A 15,109-nucleotide genomic window follows, 5' to 3' on the forward strand; every position below is an offset into this window, starting at 1 on the left:
ACAACATTGTCTATGTGTGTCAGCGACTATACCCCGGCCCTAGGCACGTGCAAACGCAGACCGGGTATTCAGTCCCTGAATGGCCCGTCACGCAGGCTCAGTCGGAATCAGGCGCAGGTTGCTCATATCGTGCATTGGACGCCTGCACGAAACCGTTACGCAGAATCTGCAAAAAGGCCTCAAACCCGCTGATGTCCTGCTGATGGACACTGCCGCTGAGTTCCACGCGGGTGGCGAACTGGTTTTTCGGCTGGTTTTTCAGCACGGTTTCCGAGGCGCCGACCAGCGCCTCCCAGATCGAACGGAAGAAACCCTTGTCCTTGTTCTCGACATCCTGCTGCCAATTGAACACATCCACATCGCGCAGCAGCGGCTTGATATAGCCATTGAGCCGACCCTTCTCGGCCTGGGCCTCGATCACCACATCGCCGTGGCCGGCGTTGAAGTCGAACTTGCCGTAGGCGCTGGCGAAATCGTTGAGTCGACGCAGCTGGATGCCCGTAGCACGCAGGCGGAACTCAAAGTCGTCGAAGTCGCTGAACGGATCGAAGGTCGCCCGGCTTTCCACCTTGGCGTCACCAAGCAATAGCGCAGAACCTTCGAAGCTGGCATCACGCCGACCTTTGTCGTCGCGCACATTGGTCAGGTTGCGGATACTCGCTTGCAATCGAGTGGCCTTGAGCTCGACGGGCGGCTTGGAGTTGTAATTGCGAAAGGTCAGCGTGCCATTGTCGATGCGCACTTCATTGAGGGTGATCGGCAGCAGCTTTTCCAGCTGCTGACGCCAGTCGGTGCCACGACCGGTCTGCGAATTCTGCTTGTTGCCGCCGTCGACGAAGTTCAGCTCTGGGCGGACGAACACCACTTCGGCCACCACGGCCCGGTCGTACCACAACGCGTGCCAACTCACCGACAGGTCGATCAACGGCGCATCGACAAACGGCACTGGCACTTTGCCGGTGGTCTTGACGATCTTCAGCCCATTGATCTGGTAGGCCCCTCGCCACCAGGCCAAGTCGACATCGGTGATCTGGCCACGGTACTCGCCCATGTCGGCGAGCTTGTCGTTGAGGTAGTCGCGCACCAGGTAGGGCAGCGCCAGATGCAGCGCCACCAGCAGCACGACCAGGCTGGCCAGGCCGACCAGCGGCCAGCGATAACGCGCTTTCATCGAAGGCTCTCCAATCGAGGATGTCCGGTTGACCGCAGGCCCGTCGAGGGAGTTCGAACGGGCTTTACGCTCCCGCCGGGCAGGCTTACCCTTGAAGCTTTCCCCGCTCGGTTAAGGACCCTGCCATGAGCCGTATCTACGCAGACAACGCCCATTCCATCGGCAACACGCCGCTGGTGCAGATCAACCGTATCGCCCCGCGCGGGGTGACCATCCTGGCCAAGATCGAAGGGCGCAACCCTGGCTACTCGGTCAAGTGCCGGATCGGCGCCAACATGGTCTGGGACGCCGAAACCAGCGGCAAGCTCAAGCCGGGCATGACCATTGTCGAGCCGACCTCGGGCAACACTGGTATCGGCCTGGCCTTCGTCGCCGCCGCCCGCGGCTACAAGCTGCTGCTGACCATGCCCGCCTCGATGAGCCTGGAACGGCGCAAGGTGCTCAAGGCTTTGGGCGCCGAGCTGGTGCTGACCGAGCCTGCCAAAGGCATGAAGGGCGCGATCGAGAAGGCCAACGAAATCGTCGCCTCCGACCCTGCCAAGTACTACCAGCCGGGCCAGTTCGACAACCCGGCCAACCCGGCGATCCACGAAAAGACCACCGGCCCGGAGATCTGGAACGACACCGATGGCGCGGTCGACGTGTTGGTCGCAGGCGTCGGCACCGGCGGCACCATCACCGGCGTGTCGCGCTATATCAAGAACACCCAAGGCAAGCCGATCCTGTCGGTTGCCGTCGAGCCTATCGCCTCGCCGCTGATCAGCCAGACCCTGGCCGGCGAAGAGCTCAAGCCCAGCCCGCACAAGATCCAGGGCATCGGCGCAGGCTTCGTGCCGAAGAACCTTGACCTGTCGCTGGTCGACCAGGTCGAGACGGTCAGCGACGAAGAGTCCAAGGCCATGGCGCTGCGCCTGATGCAGGAAGAGGGCATCCTCTGCGGGATTTCCTGCGGCGCGGCGATGGCCGCGGCGGTGCGCCTGGCCGAGAAGCCGGAGATGCAGGGCAAGACCATCGTGGTGATCCTGCCTGATTCGGGTGAGCGCTACTTGTCGAGCATGCTCTTCGCCGATCTGTTCACCGAGCAGGAAAACCAGCAGTAAGCCTTCAGTCAGTGCCAGCCTCTTCGCGGGCAAGCCCGCTCCTACACGTACCGCGCAGTTCGGTAGGAGCTGGCTTGCCTGCGATGGGCTGCATAGCAGTCGCCAATGAGCGATTGCCTGACCCGGCGCAATAGCCAGCCACGGCCTTTATTACAAAATCTTCAACATTGCTATCCGACCCAAGTTGTTTTTACCCGCGTCGGATGGGTTTATGATGTCCGGCTATCTGGAAGCGATGGCCTGATTTCCTATTCCAAGGAGTGTTGCATGACCTTTTCCTTTGTCGCCAAGGCGGGTGTTCTGCTGGTGTTCTTCGGCAGCGTGCTGTTCGTGCACCTGCGCGGCAAGGCCCGGCTGCCGGTGCTACGCCAATTCGTCAACCATTCGGCGTTGTTCGCTCCCTACAACAGCCTGATGTACCTGTTCTCCGGCGTGCCGTCCAAACCCTACCTGGACCGTCAGCGCTTCCCTGAGCTCGATGTGCTCAAGGACAACTGGCAAGTGATCCGCGAAGAGGCCATGCGCCTGTTCGACGAGGGTTACATTCGCGCCGCCGAAAAAGACAACGACGCAGGCTTTGGCTCGTTCTTCAAGAAAGGCTGGAAGCGGTTTTACCTGAAGTGGTACGACAAACCGCTGCCTTCGGCGCAAGCCCTGTGCCCCAAGACCGTCGAGTTGGTCAGCAGCATTCCCAACGTCAAGGGCGCGATGTTCGCCCTGCTGCCCGGCGGCAGCCACCTCAATCCACACCGCGACCCGTTCGCCGGTTCGCTGCGTTACCACCTGGGCTTGTCCACGCCTAACTCGGACAACTGCCGCATCTACGTCGACGGCCAGCCGTATGCCTGGCGCGACGGTGAAGACGTGATGTTCGACGAGACCTTCGTGCACTGGGTGAAGAACGAAACCGAGGTGACTCGGGTGATCCTGTTCTGCGACGTCGAGCGCCCGCTCAACAGCCCGCTGATGACCCGCATCAACCGTAAGGTCAGCGCCTTCCTCGGCCGCGCCACCGCGCCGCAGAACACCGATGACGAGCGGGTTGGCGGCATCAACCAGGCGTACGCCTGGAGCAAGCGCTTCAGCAACAAGATCAGCACCCGGGTCAAGCAGTTCAAACGCGCCAATCCCAAGGCTTATCGAGTACTGCGGCCGGTGTTGGCAGTGGTGGTCGCTTACCTGCTGTATCGCTGGTTGTTCTGAGCCCAGCATCGCCGGGCCAAGCCCTGTGGGAGCGGGCTTGCCCCGCGATGAGCGCAACGCTATAGTCAAACCCATTCACCTCACCCAAGAGCCTGTGCATGTCCGCCATCCCTGTCAGCAACGCCTTTGCCATCGCGCCTGTCGCGGGCATGGTCGTGCGTGGTAGCCAGCAGCCGGTCATGCTCAGTCACTACCCACCACCACCTGTCAGTGGCGTTGCCGGGGGCGTAGTAACCGCGCCTCCTTGTGTGGTCGTGCTGGGCTGATCGGCGTCTTGCCGAACCCTCCCGCACCCGCACGCTACTGAACACGGTCGGCACCTTCGCTCGCTGAAGCACACGCCCGCCGTTTGGCTTATTTGCCTGCATACAGGTGGCATATGTTCGTCTTCAATAAAGCATCCGTGGCCTCGGCGGCCACTACCAGCCTGTTCGTCCTGCTGTGGAGCAGCGGGGCGATCGTCTCCAAACTCGGCCTGGCGCATGCCAGCCCGTTCGCGTTTCTCTTGTTGCGCTCAGCCTTGGCGCTGTGTGGCTTGTTGCTGATCGGGCCGCTGCTGGGCCTGCGCTGGCCGCGTTCACTGCGGGCCATCCTGCAGGCCCTGGGCACCGGTTGCGTGTTGCTCGGCGCCTACCAGATCTTCTACCTGCTGGCGTTGAGTACCCATGTCACCCCAGGGGTGATGGCCACGGTGATGGGCGTGCAACCGATCCTCACCGTGGTGCTGATGGAGCGTCAGCGCTCCTGGAGCCGCTTGTTCGGCCTGGGCTTGGGCTTGGCCGGGTTGATCATGGTGGTCTACCAGGGCATCAACCTGGGCGGGGTGTCCCTGGTCGGGATGCTGTTCGCCTTGCTGGCGCTGGCGAGCATGACCATTGGCTCGATCCTGCAAAAGCGCATCACTGACAACCCCATGGGCACCTTGCCGTTGCAGTACCTGGCCGGGGTTGTTTTGTGCGCGTTGTTCGCGCCGTTGCAAACCCTGGAGGTGGATTTCAACACAGGCTTCATCGGTGCGTTGTTGTGGATGAGCCTGGTGGTCTCGCTGCTGGCGACGCTGTTGCTCTACCGGCTGATCGCCCGGGGCAACCTGGTCAATGTCACAAGCCTGTTCTACCTGGTGCCGGCTGTGACTGCGGTGATGGACTTGCTGATCTTCGGTAACCGCCTGGCGCCGCTGAGCTTGCTGGGGATGGGGCTGATCGTGATCGGCTTGCTGTTCGTGTTCAGGAAGCCTGCGACGCGCCTGGCACAGGCCAGTCGAGAAGCGTAAGGGTTGGCCAGGCCATCGGCAGACGATGGCCTGGTATCACAGAAACTCTGCGGGGATGGTGTGGCGCAACACGCCTTCCTCGAACTCCAGGGTACCGGCTTCGCGCTGGGTCAACAGGTAGTAGAGCAGGGTATCGAGCGACAGGCTTGGGGGCACGTGCACGGCGAGCATCTTCACGGCTTGCTCGACTTCGCTGGGGCAGCCGAAATCGCTTAAGGCCGCGCGGACCTGTTCAAACGCGCCTGGCGCCTTGACCACTATCCGAAAGACCGATGCACCGCCATTGCCGTGCAGGGCGGCAAACCAGGTTTGCTCACCCTCGTCGGTGACGCTGATGGTGTCGCCGGGTGCAATGCCGTAGGTATAAAACGGGATGCTGTCGATCAGGTAGCCGGCGTCGACCTGTTTGGCCCACAGGCCCTCGACCGAGGCGGGTGGGTAGCCTTGGGCGTCCTGCTCCAGGCGAAACAGGATTTTCTTGAAATGGGGCTGGGGTTGGACGGTCATGGTTGGGGCTGCAGGGGTGGACTGCTGGACATCGTACGGCGGATTGGCCAGGGTGTCTGTAGCGACGTCATCGCGGGGCAAGCCCGCTCCCATGCAGAACCACCAGGTAGAGTTCTGCATGGGAGCGGGCTTGCCCCGCGATAGCGACTTAGAAGTAGTAGCCGATGTTGATGTTGGTCCGGTAGTACCAGTCATTGCTGCCGACGGAACTGGTACTGGTCCAGCCGGTGCCATTTTCCGCCCCGCCAAATGGGTTGGCGTTGCGCGCCCAGGTCAGGTCGATCCAGGCCATGATCGGCATCGCCAGGAACTGCGCCCCGACCGTGAACATCTGCGAATCATCCCAGCCGCTTTTGTCTTTCATCATCCGGCTGTAGTCGGTGTACAGCTTGATCTTCTTCAGCTGGCCAAGCCTTGGCGTGTACACGTCATAACCCAGGTTGACCGCGGCAATGGTTGCTTTCGAGGCGATCAGGTAGGCCGGCGTCAGGCCGTTGCCGCCCATCAGCACCGCATCGTCGCTGACCCCTGCGGGGTTGCTCGGGTCATACTCATAGCGAATCGCCTGGCCGGTCACGGTCCAGGGGCCATGATTGAACAGGGCGTGCACACCGCCTGCCCAATAGTCGCCATCATCGTCAGTGGTGGCGTTGTACAGCTGGGCGGCGGCCAGCGAGGCGCCGATCTCGGTCTTCCAGCCCTCGCCGGTGAAGGTTCGGGCAACGCGGGCGTTGAGCTGGTTGCGCTTTTCGTTGTCCTGGCGCGACTGGGTGAAGGGCACGGCGTTGTCGTTGAGGTCGGCATAGCGGCCGACCTCCGGCGAGTAGCGCAGGCTGGAGGGCAGCATGCGGGGGAAATAGCCCAGTTGCAGGTCCCAGTCCTGATCCTTGTAGCTGTACTTCAGGCCCGTACCAGCGCTGACCCCGTAACCCATGAAGAACGGGATGTGGTAGCTCCAGCCAAACTGTGGGTAGGGCTCAAGGCCGAACGGCTTGAACGGTGCACCGAGTTGCAGGTTGGACTGGGGGTTGAAGCGATAGCCAATGTAGCCACGGTCGATGGAACGCTTGCCGTCGTCCTGGAACCAGTAGCCGACATCGCTGAACAGCTGCCGGTGGCTGGCCTGGACATCCAGGCGGAAAGTGTCGAACAGGAACCGACCGTTGTTCTCGGTGGTGTCCCAGTGCTCGTCGCGGTAGTTGATACGCAGGGCGCCGCCGATATCCAGGCTGCTTTGGCCGTCATCGCTGCGCCAGGCGATATGCGGGAATGGCTTTTTTACCGCTGGCGGTTGGTCGGGGGCAGCTGGGCCGGGTTCGGAGGCGAAGCTGGCACAACTGCTGACGATCAGACCGAGGCTTATCACATATCTGTTCATACCATGCCCTGCAAGGTTGGGGCGTTTCTGCGGGCAAAACGGGGGCGTCATCCACAGTGGGATGTGTGCGAGGCAACCTGTTTTTACCGGCGGATAACGGGTGGAGTTGGTTTTATTGTTTTAGGGGCGATACGGTGTTTCAAGTGTGAATGCCTAAGGGCTAGAGCAGGTTTTGTGCCAGTGTTGTTAATTAATTAAATTATCAGTTAAAACAATTATTTATATTTGAAACGCGGCAATTTGTATCGCCCTCGAAACAGCACCTGAAAGCAGTTACGTAAATGCCCAGAGATTGCGCATAAGTGCACGATGCGTGGCCTCATCGCGGGGCAAGCCCGCTCCCACGAAGCCCGGTGCTGGCTTGCCCCGCGATGAGGCCCGTTCATCGGGCCAAAAAAAACCGGCCACCAAGGGCCGGTCAACTGCGCGTGCGAGCAATGGGGTCAGTTCACAGATCAAGCACCAGGCGGCGACTCTTGCACCCGGAAACACACACCATCATCGAGCCATTGGCCGCTCGCTCGGCCTTGGTCAGCACGCCATCGCGATGATCGATATCACCTTCCAGCACGCGTGTCTCGCAAGACCCGCACACCCCTTCACGGCAGCTGTACTCGATATCGCAACCGGCCTCGAGCAACACATCGAGCAGGTTCAACCCTGGCTCGATATGCAGCGTCTTGCCCGACTTGCTCAGCTCGACGCTGTAGCTGTCCTGGGCATCCTCCGCTGGCGGTAACTCGGCGGCAGTGAACCGCTCGATGTGCGCATGCGCATAGCCCAAGTTCTCACAGGCGCTCTCGAACGCATCGAGCATCGGCGTCGGCCCGCAGCAATAGAAGTGGGTGTCTGCCGGGCGCCCGGCCAGATACCCGGGCAGATCCGGCAAGGCATCTTTTTCATCGTTGAAGTGATAGATCACCTTGGCCCCGAGCTCGGCGATCTGTTCCAGCAACGCTGCCTCGCGACGCGAGCGGGCGCAGTAGATCAGCTCGGCCGAGCGACCCAGCGCCAGCAACTGGCGGAACATGCAGTAGATCGGCGTGATGCCGATGCCGCCAGCCACCAGCACGCTGTGGCTGGCGCGGCTGTCGAGGGCGAAGTTGTTGCGCGGCTGGGAGATCTTCAGCTCTGTGCCCACGCGCAGGTGTTCGTGGACAAAGCGCGAGCCGCCGCGGCTGTTGCGATCACGCAGGATGCCGACCACATAACGGCCTTGGTCGCTCGGCGAGTTGAGCAGCGAGTAGCTGCGCACCAAGCCGTTGGGCAAATGCAGGTCGATGTGCGAGCCGGCCTCGAACGGCGCGAACACGGTATCGCCCCAGGGACGCAGCTCGACGCTGATGATCCCTTCGGCTTCATGGCGCAGGGTGTGCACCAGCGCGCTGATGGTGGAGGAGTTGGACATCGGTCACCTCAGGTTCAATAGCTCAAGGCAGTTGCTTTGCGTCGATCAGGGCCAGTTGTTCTTTGGCCTTGCCTTTGAGGTAGCGGCGCAGGCGCACTACGCCCAAGTCATGCTGGTAGAGGTTCTCGCGCTGGTTGGCGTCGAACTCCATGAACTCCAGCAGCACCCGGTCCTGCTCCAGCACCGCCCAGTGGCGCGCTTCCAGGCGGTTCTTGTAGAGGAAGCGCCAGGTGTCACGCTGCCAGCCGGTCAGCGGCCGCGCGCGCCAGTGGAATACCGCCGACAGGGCGCGGCTGCTTGGGGTGTAGCTGCCGATGATGGTGAAGTTGCCGCCTGGGCCGCCGGTCTTCGGGTAGGGGATTTCCAGGCGCAGCCAATGGCAGCCGTTATCGAGGAACTCAGTCCAGTCGAAGTTGACGCCGCGCTGGCCTTCTTTTTCGAAGAAGAAACCCTGCTCGGTGTCGCGGGTGACGAACTTGGCGGTGGCCTCGCCCTCGCTCATCGAGTGCGACATCTTGTGCAGGTAGGTGCCGTGCATCGGGTCCATGACGTTGTCGAGCACGTAGCGGTAGTCGCCTTTCCACTCGGTGTAGCAAAGGAAGCTGCTCCACTCGGGCGAAGTCAGCTGCTCGGGCAGCACCAGCTCGGGTGGCATCTCCAGGTGCGGGTCGGTGGCGTTGAACAAAAAGATTGCGCCTGCCGCTTCACGGGTATGGAACATCCGCGTCGGTCGGCTGCCTTCGAGCTTGCAGCCAGGGCTGCCGGGCACCTTGGTCACGGTGCCGTCGTAGCGCACTTCGACGCCGTGGTACGGGCACTGCAGGCGATCGCCCAGCACCGGCCCTTGCGACAGCGGCGCGCCGCGGTGCGGGCAGTGGTCTTCCAGGGCATGGACGCTGCCGTCGTTATCGCGCCACAGGGCGATCTTGTAGCCCAGGCGGCGAATCGACACCGGTTTATCGCTCAGCAGATCCGACGGCAGGACCGGGAACCAAAGGTCTTTCAGGCCATTGGCCAGGTGTTGTTCAACAGGGTCGACGGTTACGTGCATATTCATTTTGTTTTACCTCCGGTGGGTCATGCGCCCAGCCGCGCCATCAGGGTTTGGTAGGCCTCTGCAGTCCACTCGCCGCTGGTCAGCGGGCAGGGCGGGCCGGCCAGGTTGAGGTGGGCGAGCAAGTCGCCCAGCTCGCTCACGCCATTGCCGAAGGCGCGTTCGATGGAGTCGCCGAGCAGGTCTTCGAACGGCGTGTTGGGGCGTTTGCGCGCCTGGTGCGGTTGCAGGTAAACCTCGGGTGTGCTCATGGGATCGACCTCAGTTGTTCTTGGGCTTGTCGGTGAGGAATTTGCCTTGTGGCGCCTCGACGTGTTGCTGGCGCCGGGTGTTGCCATCGATGCCGCCGGCAATCGCCCACTCGGCGAACACGGTCGGGCCGGGTTCGAATTCGCGTGGTTGCCATTCGCCGGTCAGTTGGTCTTCATCGGCGTAGTACTCGACCAGGGCGCCGGCTGGGTTCTTGAAGTACCAGAAGAACGCCGACGACACCGGGTGGCGGCCCGGGCCGATTTCAGTGGCCCAGCCGCAGCGCGAGATGTGCATGCCGCCGCCGAACACTTCATGCAGGTCGCGCACGGTGAAGGCGACGTGATTGAGCCCGGCGCGGGGCGCTGGCAACTGCAGCATGAACAGGTCGTGGTGACCGCCTTCCTCGGCGGTGCGCAGGAAGGCGCCGCGGTTGGGGTAGCGGTCCGAGGCCTGGAAGCCGAAGCGCTCGTGGTAGAAGGCCTCGCAGGCGTTGACGTCCTTGACGAAGAACACCACATGGCCCACTTCGATGGGAGTGGCACGTTCGTAGACTGGCGCCGGCTTGTTGATCCGGCCTTTGCTCTGCCAGGTGTTGTGGCCGCTGCATTCGATGTCCAGCGCGCGCTTGCGGGTGACCTGCAGGCGGATCGCCAGGCCGTTGGGGTCGGTGCAGCCAATGCGCCCGTCACCTTCGACAAAGCCTGGGTCGTTGGCAATACGCTGGCTGTACAGCTGCAGATCGGCCTGGCTGGCCACGCCCCAGACCACTTCGCGCACGGTCGAACCGGGCTCGATGGCCGGCGGCAGGCCGGGTTTGTCGATGGCCGCCAGCACCACCCGGCAGCCATTGAGGGTTTCGAAGATCACCTGGTCGGGTTGCTCGCTGACCTTGCTCAGGCCCCAGTCGGCGAAGAACCGCACGCAGCTGTCGAGGTCTTCCACACCATAGGTGACTTCGTCGATGCCCAGTACGCTCATTGCCCTGCCTCCACGCCGGCCCAGGCCAGCGGCTGTTGGTTCATGCCCCAGTAGAGGCTTTTCTGTTCCATGTATTGCAGGATGCCCAGACGGCCTTTTTCACGGCCCAGGCCGCTGTCGCGCCAGCCGCCGAACGGGGTCGAGATGGAGAACTGCTTGTAGGTGTTGATCCACACCGTGCCGGCCTGCAACTTGCGCCCCAGGGCCCAGGCGCGCTTGTAGTCGCGGCTCCAGATGCCAGCGGCGAGGGCATACAGGCTGTCGTTGGCCTGCTCGATCAATTGCTCTTCGCTGTCGAAGGGCAGGGCCACCAGCACCGGGCCGAAGATTTCTTCCTGGCACACCTGCTGGTGATTGCCCAGGCCTTCGAGAATGGTCGGCGGGTAGAAGTAGCCCTGGTCGAACACGCCGCCGCTGGGGCGCTCGCCGCCCAGGCGCAGGCGGCCACCTTCGGCCAGGCCCAGGGCCACGTAGCGCTCGACCGACTCGCGGTGAGCGGCGCTGATCAGCGGGCCCATCTGCGTGCGCTCATCGGCCGGATCACCCAGGCGCAGTTGTGCGGCGGCAGCGCTCAGGCGAGTCATGAAAGGCTCGTACAGGGCGCGGGCGACGAACAGCCGGGAGCCGGCGATGCACGCCTCGCCCGAGGAGCTGAAAATGCCATACAGCACCCCGGCCACGGCGTGGTCGAGGTCGGCGTCGTCGAGGACGATGGTCGGCGACTTGCCGCCCAGCTCCAGCGATACCGGCATCATCTTGTCGGCGGCGATATGGGCGATGTGCTTGCCGGTGCGGGTGCCGCCGGTGAACGACACACGCTTGACCAGCGGGTGGCGGGTGAGGGCATCGCCGAGCAGCGAACCTTTGCCCGGCAGCACGCTGATCAGCCCCTTGGGCAGGCCGGCGTCCTCGCAGATCTGGGCCAGTTGCAGGGCCAGCAGCGGGGTGATCTCCGCCGGTTTGATCACCACCGCATTGCCCCCGGCCAGGGCCGGGGCGACCTTCTGCGCTTCGCTGGCAATGGGCGAGTTCCACGGCGTGATCGCCGCGACCACGCCCATCGGCTCATAGACGCTCATGCTGAGGAAGTCGCCACGCGAGGGGGTGATGGTTTCTTCCAGGGTTTCGCACGCTGCGGCGAAGAACTGGAAGGTGCCGGCGGCACTGGCGACCAGGGCGCGGGTTTCGTTGATCGGCTTGCCGTTGTCCTGGCGTTGCAGCTGGGCCAGTTCTTCGGCGCGTTGGCGAATCAGCTCGGCGATGCGGTACAGCACGGCGGCGCGTTCGTGCGGTTTGCGCTGGGCCCAGCCGCTGTGCACGTAGGCCTGGTGCGCACCCTGCACAGCGGCCTCGACATCGTCCAGGCTGGCGGCATTGAGCCAGGCCACAGGCTCGCCGGTGGCCGGATAGCAGCTGGCGTAGCGCTCACCAGCGCCCAGGCGCCAGGTGCCGGCGATGCAGATGGGTAAGGTCTGTTCCAGTGTCATTGACAGTCCCCTAGATGGAAATGGCATGGGCGTGGTTGCCAAGGGCGCGAACCACGCTGTAGACGGTCAGCGCCGAAGTCTTCGGGTTGGCCGGCAGCGGCTTGCCGCGCAGGCTCATCTCGAAGCCGCCGAAGGCGCCACGGGCTTGAAACTGATGGACGTTGTCCTCGCTCAGCGGGTCGGCGATCAGCGTCACCCGGGTGCGGTCCAGGCCCAGGCCGGCCAGCGACAGGGTCGCGGCGACGTTGGCGTTCTTCGGATACAGCCGCGCCGCTTCACGGGCGCTGCCTTCGAAGATCACGGTCGGCTCGCTGAGGCTGTCCAGCTCGCACAGCTGCTCGGCCGGGGTGTTCTTCCAGGCCCGTGCTGGCTTGCGCCCGATATAGTCGACCGAGTCCAGGCCACCGACCTTGGCGGCCGACAGCGCATCGATGCCGCCGATTGCTCCCGGGAGCAGCTCGATGCGGGTGTTGCCGCGCGCCGCTGCCGCTTCCAGGCGTTCGACCAGGCCGATCTCGGACAGCGCACCGACCGAGACGATCAGGCAGGCGATGCCGCGCTCCAGGGCCGGCAGCACGTGTTCTTCGATGGCCTTGTGGCCGGCGCACTCGACCAGCAGGTCGGGGCGCGCATCGGCCGGCAGCGCGGTGAGCACCTGGGGTGGCTGGCGGAAACTGGCCAGGCGCTGGCGCACCAGCTCTGCCGAACCTGCCGAGGCGATCACCGCGTCGACGCACAGCTGCGGGTCTTGCTCCAGCAGTTCGAGTACGCCGACGCCAATCGCGCCACAGCCGATCATGGTGATATGCAACATGACAGACTCCTCAGGCGGTGGCCTTCTGCGCCTTGGTTTCGCTGTTGGGCGGGCCTGCGAACTGGGTGGCGAAGCCGCCGACGCTGAGCATGTCGACTTCCAGCAGGAACGGGCCTTGTTCGCCAAGGGCGCCATCGAGCACGCTGCCGAAATCCTTCAGGTCGCTGACCAGGCCATGGCGCAGGCCGAGCGATTCGGCCAGCTTGCTGTAGTCCGGGGTGTGCAGTTCGACGTAGGCGTGGCGGGCGCCATAGATGGCGTCCTGGATGTTGCGGATGACGCCGTAGCGCTGGTCGTTCATCAGCAGGATGACCACGTTGGCCTTTTCCTGGACCAGGGTCGCCAGCTCGCCGAGGTTGAGGATGAAGCCGCCATCGCCAGCCAGGACGAATACCTTGCGCCCCGGCGCGGTTTCCGCTGCCGCTACCGCCGCGCCAATGCCCATCGCCAGGCCTTGGCCGATACCGCCGCCCAGGGCGTGTACGCCAGACAGCGGGTGATACAGGTTGAGCAGGCGGTTGCCCCAGATGCTGTTGGACAGGGTCACATCGCGCACCCAGGTGAAGTTGCGCCCGGTCTGCGCCTGCAACTGCTCGACCATCGCCGAGTACGGGCCAAGGTCGGCGACCAGCTGCTTGCGCGCTTGCTCGCGCACCACCTTGAGTTCAGCGAGGAAGTTGGGGTCGATGTTCAGCCGCCCTTGCAGGCGGTCGGCCAGGCCATCCAGGGCCAGCGCCGCATCGCCGCAGATGAACAGGTCGCTGGGGTAGCTGCGGCCTTCGATGGCCGGGTTGACGTCGATGCGCAGGGTGGTGCGCGGCAGTTTCAGGGCGTACTTGAAGGTTTCGTTGCTGCGCAGGCGCGAACCGGCCACCACCAGCGCATCGCAGGTCTGCATGAAGCCTTCGACCAGCTTGTTCTGGGAGAACGCGCCCAGGCAGCGCTCATCGTCTTCGTTGACCACGCCACGGCCCTGGGTCGAGGTGATCACGCCGACGCCCATGTCCAGCAGGCGCTTGACCTGCGCGCCGGCATGGCGCGCGCCGCCGCCCAGCCAAAGCAGCGGGCGGGTGGCGCTGGCTAGGCGTTCGGCGACCAGGTCGAGCGCTTCTGCGGCAGGTGCGGCGACCGGGATCGGCAGCGGCGAGAGGTCGCTGGGCATGGGGATGTAGGTCGACTGGATGTCGATCGGGATCTCCACGCTGACCGGGCCGGTCGGCGCGGTCAGGGCCGTCTGCACGGCCAGCTTCAGGGTACTCAGGGCGGTCTCGACACTGCGTACGCGGAATGCCGCCTTGGACACCGCCTTGAGCATGGTCAGTTGATCACGCGCTTCGTGGATGTAGGCCAGCTCCTGGTCCAGGTACGGCGTTTCGATCTGCCCGGTGATGTGCAGCAGCGGGGTGCCGGCGGTCAGCGCTTCGACCATCGCCCCGGCGGCGTTGCCGGCGGCGGTGCCGGTGGAGGTCAGGCACACGCCCAGGCCGCCGCTGCTGCGCGCATAGGCATCGGCCATGTTGGTCGCCCCGGCTTCGCCGCGGGCCATGACGAAGCGGATGTTGCCGCGTACGGCGAAGGCATCGAGGATCGGCATGTTGTGGATCGAGATCACGCCGAAGGCCGCCTTGACCTCGCATTGCTCAAGGAACGCAGTGATCACGGCACCGACGGTGACAGTGTTTTCGTTACGCATGGCGGGACAGGCCTCCGGATACATCGATATGACTGCCAGTGGTGTAGGCCGACAGCGGTGAGGCGAGGAACAGGATCGCCTGCGCCGCTTCTCTCGGCAGGCCCAGGCGGCCCAGGGGAATGTGTTTGCGTTGGGCGAGCTGCTGGGTCCATTGCGACCAGTCCAGTTCGCGCTCCTCGCGGGCTTCGAAGCGGCGGCGCCATTGGCCGGATTCGACCAGGCCGATAAGAATGCCGTTGACCCGGATGTCGTGTTCGGCGAACTCGTACGCCATCGAGCGCACCAGGTTCTTCAGCCCGGCACGCGCCGCGGAAGTGGCGACCATGTGCGGCTCGGGCTGGCTGGCCAGCAGCGAGTTGACGCAGACGACCGAGGCATTCGGCTGGCCCTGCAACTGAGCCATGAAAGCGCGCACCGGGTTGATCACCGAGAAGAATTTAAGCTGCAGTTCCTCGTTCCAGGCCTCGTCGCTGGTGTCGGCAAAGGTCGACACGCGGCCTTGCCCGGCGTTGTTGACCAGCACCTGGGCCGGGCCGAGCGCGGCCAGGCTGGCGGCGGCAAAAGCCCGCACGGATTGGGCGTCGAGTACGTCGCACACCTGGGCCAGCAGTTGCGCCTGGGGGAAGCGCTGGCGCAGGCGCGCTTCGGCGCTGTGCAGGCGGTCTTGATTGCGGCCGCAGAAGGCCACCCGCGCGCCGGCTTCGAGCAGCAGTTCGACGCAGGCGTAGCCGATGCCGGACGAGCCGCCGGTGACGATCGCCGTGCGCTCATGAAGTTGGTAGGGATTCATC

Annotated in this window: 15 protein-coding genes; 4 read left to right on the forward strand and 11 right to left on the reverse strand. The window is 63.9% G+C overall.

Annotated elements, in window-relative coordinates; translation table 11 throughout:
• Positions 1 to 97: 97 nt before the first annotated feature.
• The gene (locus tag HU737_RS03220; protein WP_186557469.1) at positions 98 to 1,171 is read right to left on the reverse strand and encodes a DUF748 domain-containing protein; all 1,074 of its coding nucleotides are present in this window, start codon (positions 1,169 to 1,171) and stop codon (positions 98 to 100) included.
• 125 nt (positions 1,172 to 1,296) lie between these two features.
• Between HU737_RS03220 and cysK the strand changes: the two genes are divergently transcribed.
• From cysK to HU737_RS03240, 4 genes are all read left to right on the forward strand, one after another.
• The gene (cysK, locus tag HU737_RS03225; RefSeq protein WP_186557468.1) at positions 1,297 to 2,271 is read left to right on the forward strand and encodes a cysteine synthase A; all 975 of its coding nucleotides are present in this window, start codon (positions 1,297 to 1,299) and stop codon (positions 2,269 to 2,271) included.
• A gap of 267 nt (positions 2,272 to 2,538) precedes the next feature.
• Positions 2,539 to 3,474, forward strand: a complete 936-nt coding sequence (locus tag HU737_RS03230) for an aspartyl/asparaginyl beta-hydroxylase domain-containing protein (protein ID WP_186557467.1) — start codon at positions 2,539 to 2,541, stop codon at positions 3,472 to 3,474.
• A gap of 98 nt (positions 3,475 to 3,572) precedes the next feature.
• Positions 3,573 to 3,740: a hypothetical protein gene (locus HU737_RS26110; RefSeq protein WP_186557466.1), complete on the forward strand. Its 168-nt coding sequence runs from the start codon at positions 3,573 to 3,575 to the stop codon at positions 3,738 to 3,740.
• A 113-nt stretch (positions 3,741 to 3,853) separates the two neighbouring features.
• Positions 3,854 to 4,747, forward strand: coding sequence for a DMT family transporter (locus tag HU737_RS03240; protein ID WP_186557465.1), 894 nt, complete (start codon positions 3,854 to 3,856; stop codon positions 4,745 to 4,747).
• 36 nt (positions 4,748 to 4,783) lie between these two features.
• Here HU737_RS03240 and HU737_RS03245 read toward each other — a convergent pair whose 3' ends face one another.
• The 10 genes from HU737_RS03245 to HU737_RS03290 all read right to left on the reverse strand — a co-directional run bounded on the left by HU737_RS03245 (position 4,784) and on the right by HU737_RS03290 (position 15,108).
• Positions 4,784 to 5,254, reverse strand: coding sequence for a DUF4265 domain-containing protein (locus HU737_RS03245; protein WP_186557476.1), 471 nt, complete (start codon positions 5,252 to 5,254; stop codon positions 4,784 to 4,786).
• 148 nt (positions 5,255 to 5,402) lie between these two features.
• Entirely contained in the window at positions 5,403 to 6,632 is a 1,230-nt protein-coding gene (locus tag HU737_RS03250; RefSeq protein ID WP_186557464.1) for a putative porin, read from the reverse strand.
• Between the two features lie 448 nt (positions 6,633 to 7,080).
• On the reverse strand, positions 7,081 to 8,040 hold the full coding sequence (locus tag HU737_RS03255; RefSeq protein ID WP_186557463.1) for a PDR/VanB family oxidoreductase: 960 nt from the start codon (positions 8,038 to 8,040) through the stop codon (positions 7,081 to 7,083).
• A gap of 22 nt (positions 8,041 to 8,062) precedes the next feature.
• Positions 8,063 to 9,097 (reverse strand): Rieske 2Fe-2S domain-containing protein, encoded by a 1,035-nt coding sequence (locus HU737_RS03260; RefSeq protein WP_186557462.1) that lies wholly within the window; start codon positions 9,095 to 9,097, stop codon positions 8,063 to 8,065.
• A gap of 20 nt (positions 9,098 to 9,117) precedes the next feature.
• Positions 9,118 to 9,345, reverse strand: a complete 228-nt coding sequence (locus tag HU737_RS03265) for a recombinase-like helix-turn-helix domain-containing protein (protein ID WP_186557461.1) — start codon at positions 9,343 to 9,345, stop codon at positions 9,118 to 9,120.
• 10 nt (positions 9,346 to 9,355) lie between these two features.
• Positions 9,356 to 10,324, reverse strand: a complete 969-nt coding sequence (locus tag HU737_RS03270) for a VOC family protein (protein ID WP_186557460.1) — start codon at positions 10,322 to 10,324, stop codon at positions 9,356 to 9,358.
• The gene (locus HU737_RS03275; protein WP_186557459.1) at positions 10,321 to 11,811 is read right to left on the reverse strand and encodes an aldehyde dehydrogenase; all 1,491 of its coding nucleotides are present in this window, start codon (positions 11,809 to 11,811) and stop codon (positions 10,321 to 10,323) included. Before HU737_RS03275 ends, HU737_RS03270 begins: the two co-directional genes overlap by 4 nt.
• Positions 11,812 to 11,821: 10 nt before the next feature.
• Complete coding sequence (locus tag HU737_RS03280) at positions 11,822 to 12,625, reverse strand: aspartate dehydrogenase (protein WP_186557458.1); 804 nt, start codon at positions 12,623 to 12,625, stop codon at positions 11,822 to 11,824.
• Positions 12,626 to 12,635: 10 nt separating this feature from the next.
• Positions 12,636 to 14,318, reverse strand: coding sequence for a thiamine pyrophosphate-binding protein (locus HU737_RS03285; RefSeq protein WP_186557457.1), 1,683 nt, complete (start codon positions 14,316 to 14,318; stop codon positions 12,636 to 12,638).
• Complete coding sequence (locus HU737_RS03290; RefSeq protein WP_186557456.1) at positions 14,311 to 15,108, reverse strand: SDR family oxidoreductase; 798 nt, start codon at positions 15,106 to 15,108, stop codon at positions 14,311 to 14,313. Before HU737_RS03290 ends, HU737_RS03285 begins: the two co-directional genes overlap by 8 nt.
• Position 15,109: the final 1 nt, after the last annotated feature.

The organism is Pseudomonas urmiensis (assembly GCF_014268815.2).
Lineage (GTDB): Bacteria > Pseudomonadota > Gammaproteobacteria > Pseudomonadales > Pseudomonadaceae > Aquipseudomonas > Aquipseudomonas urmiensis.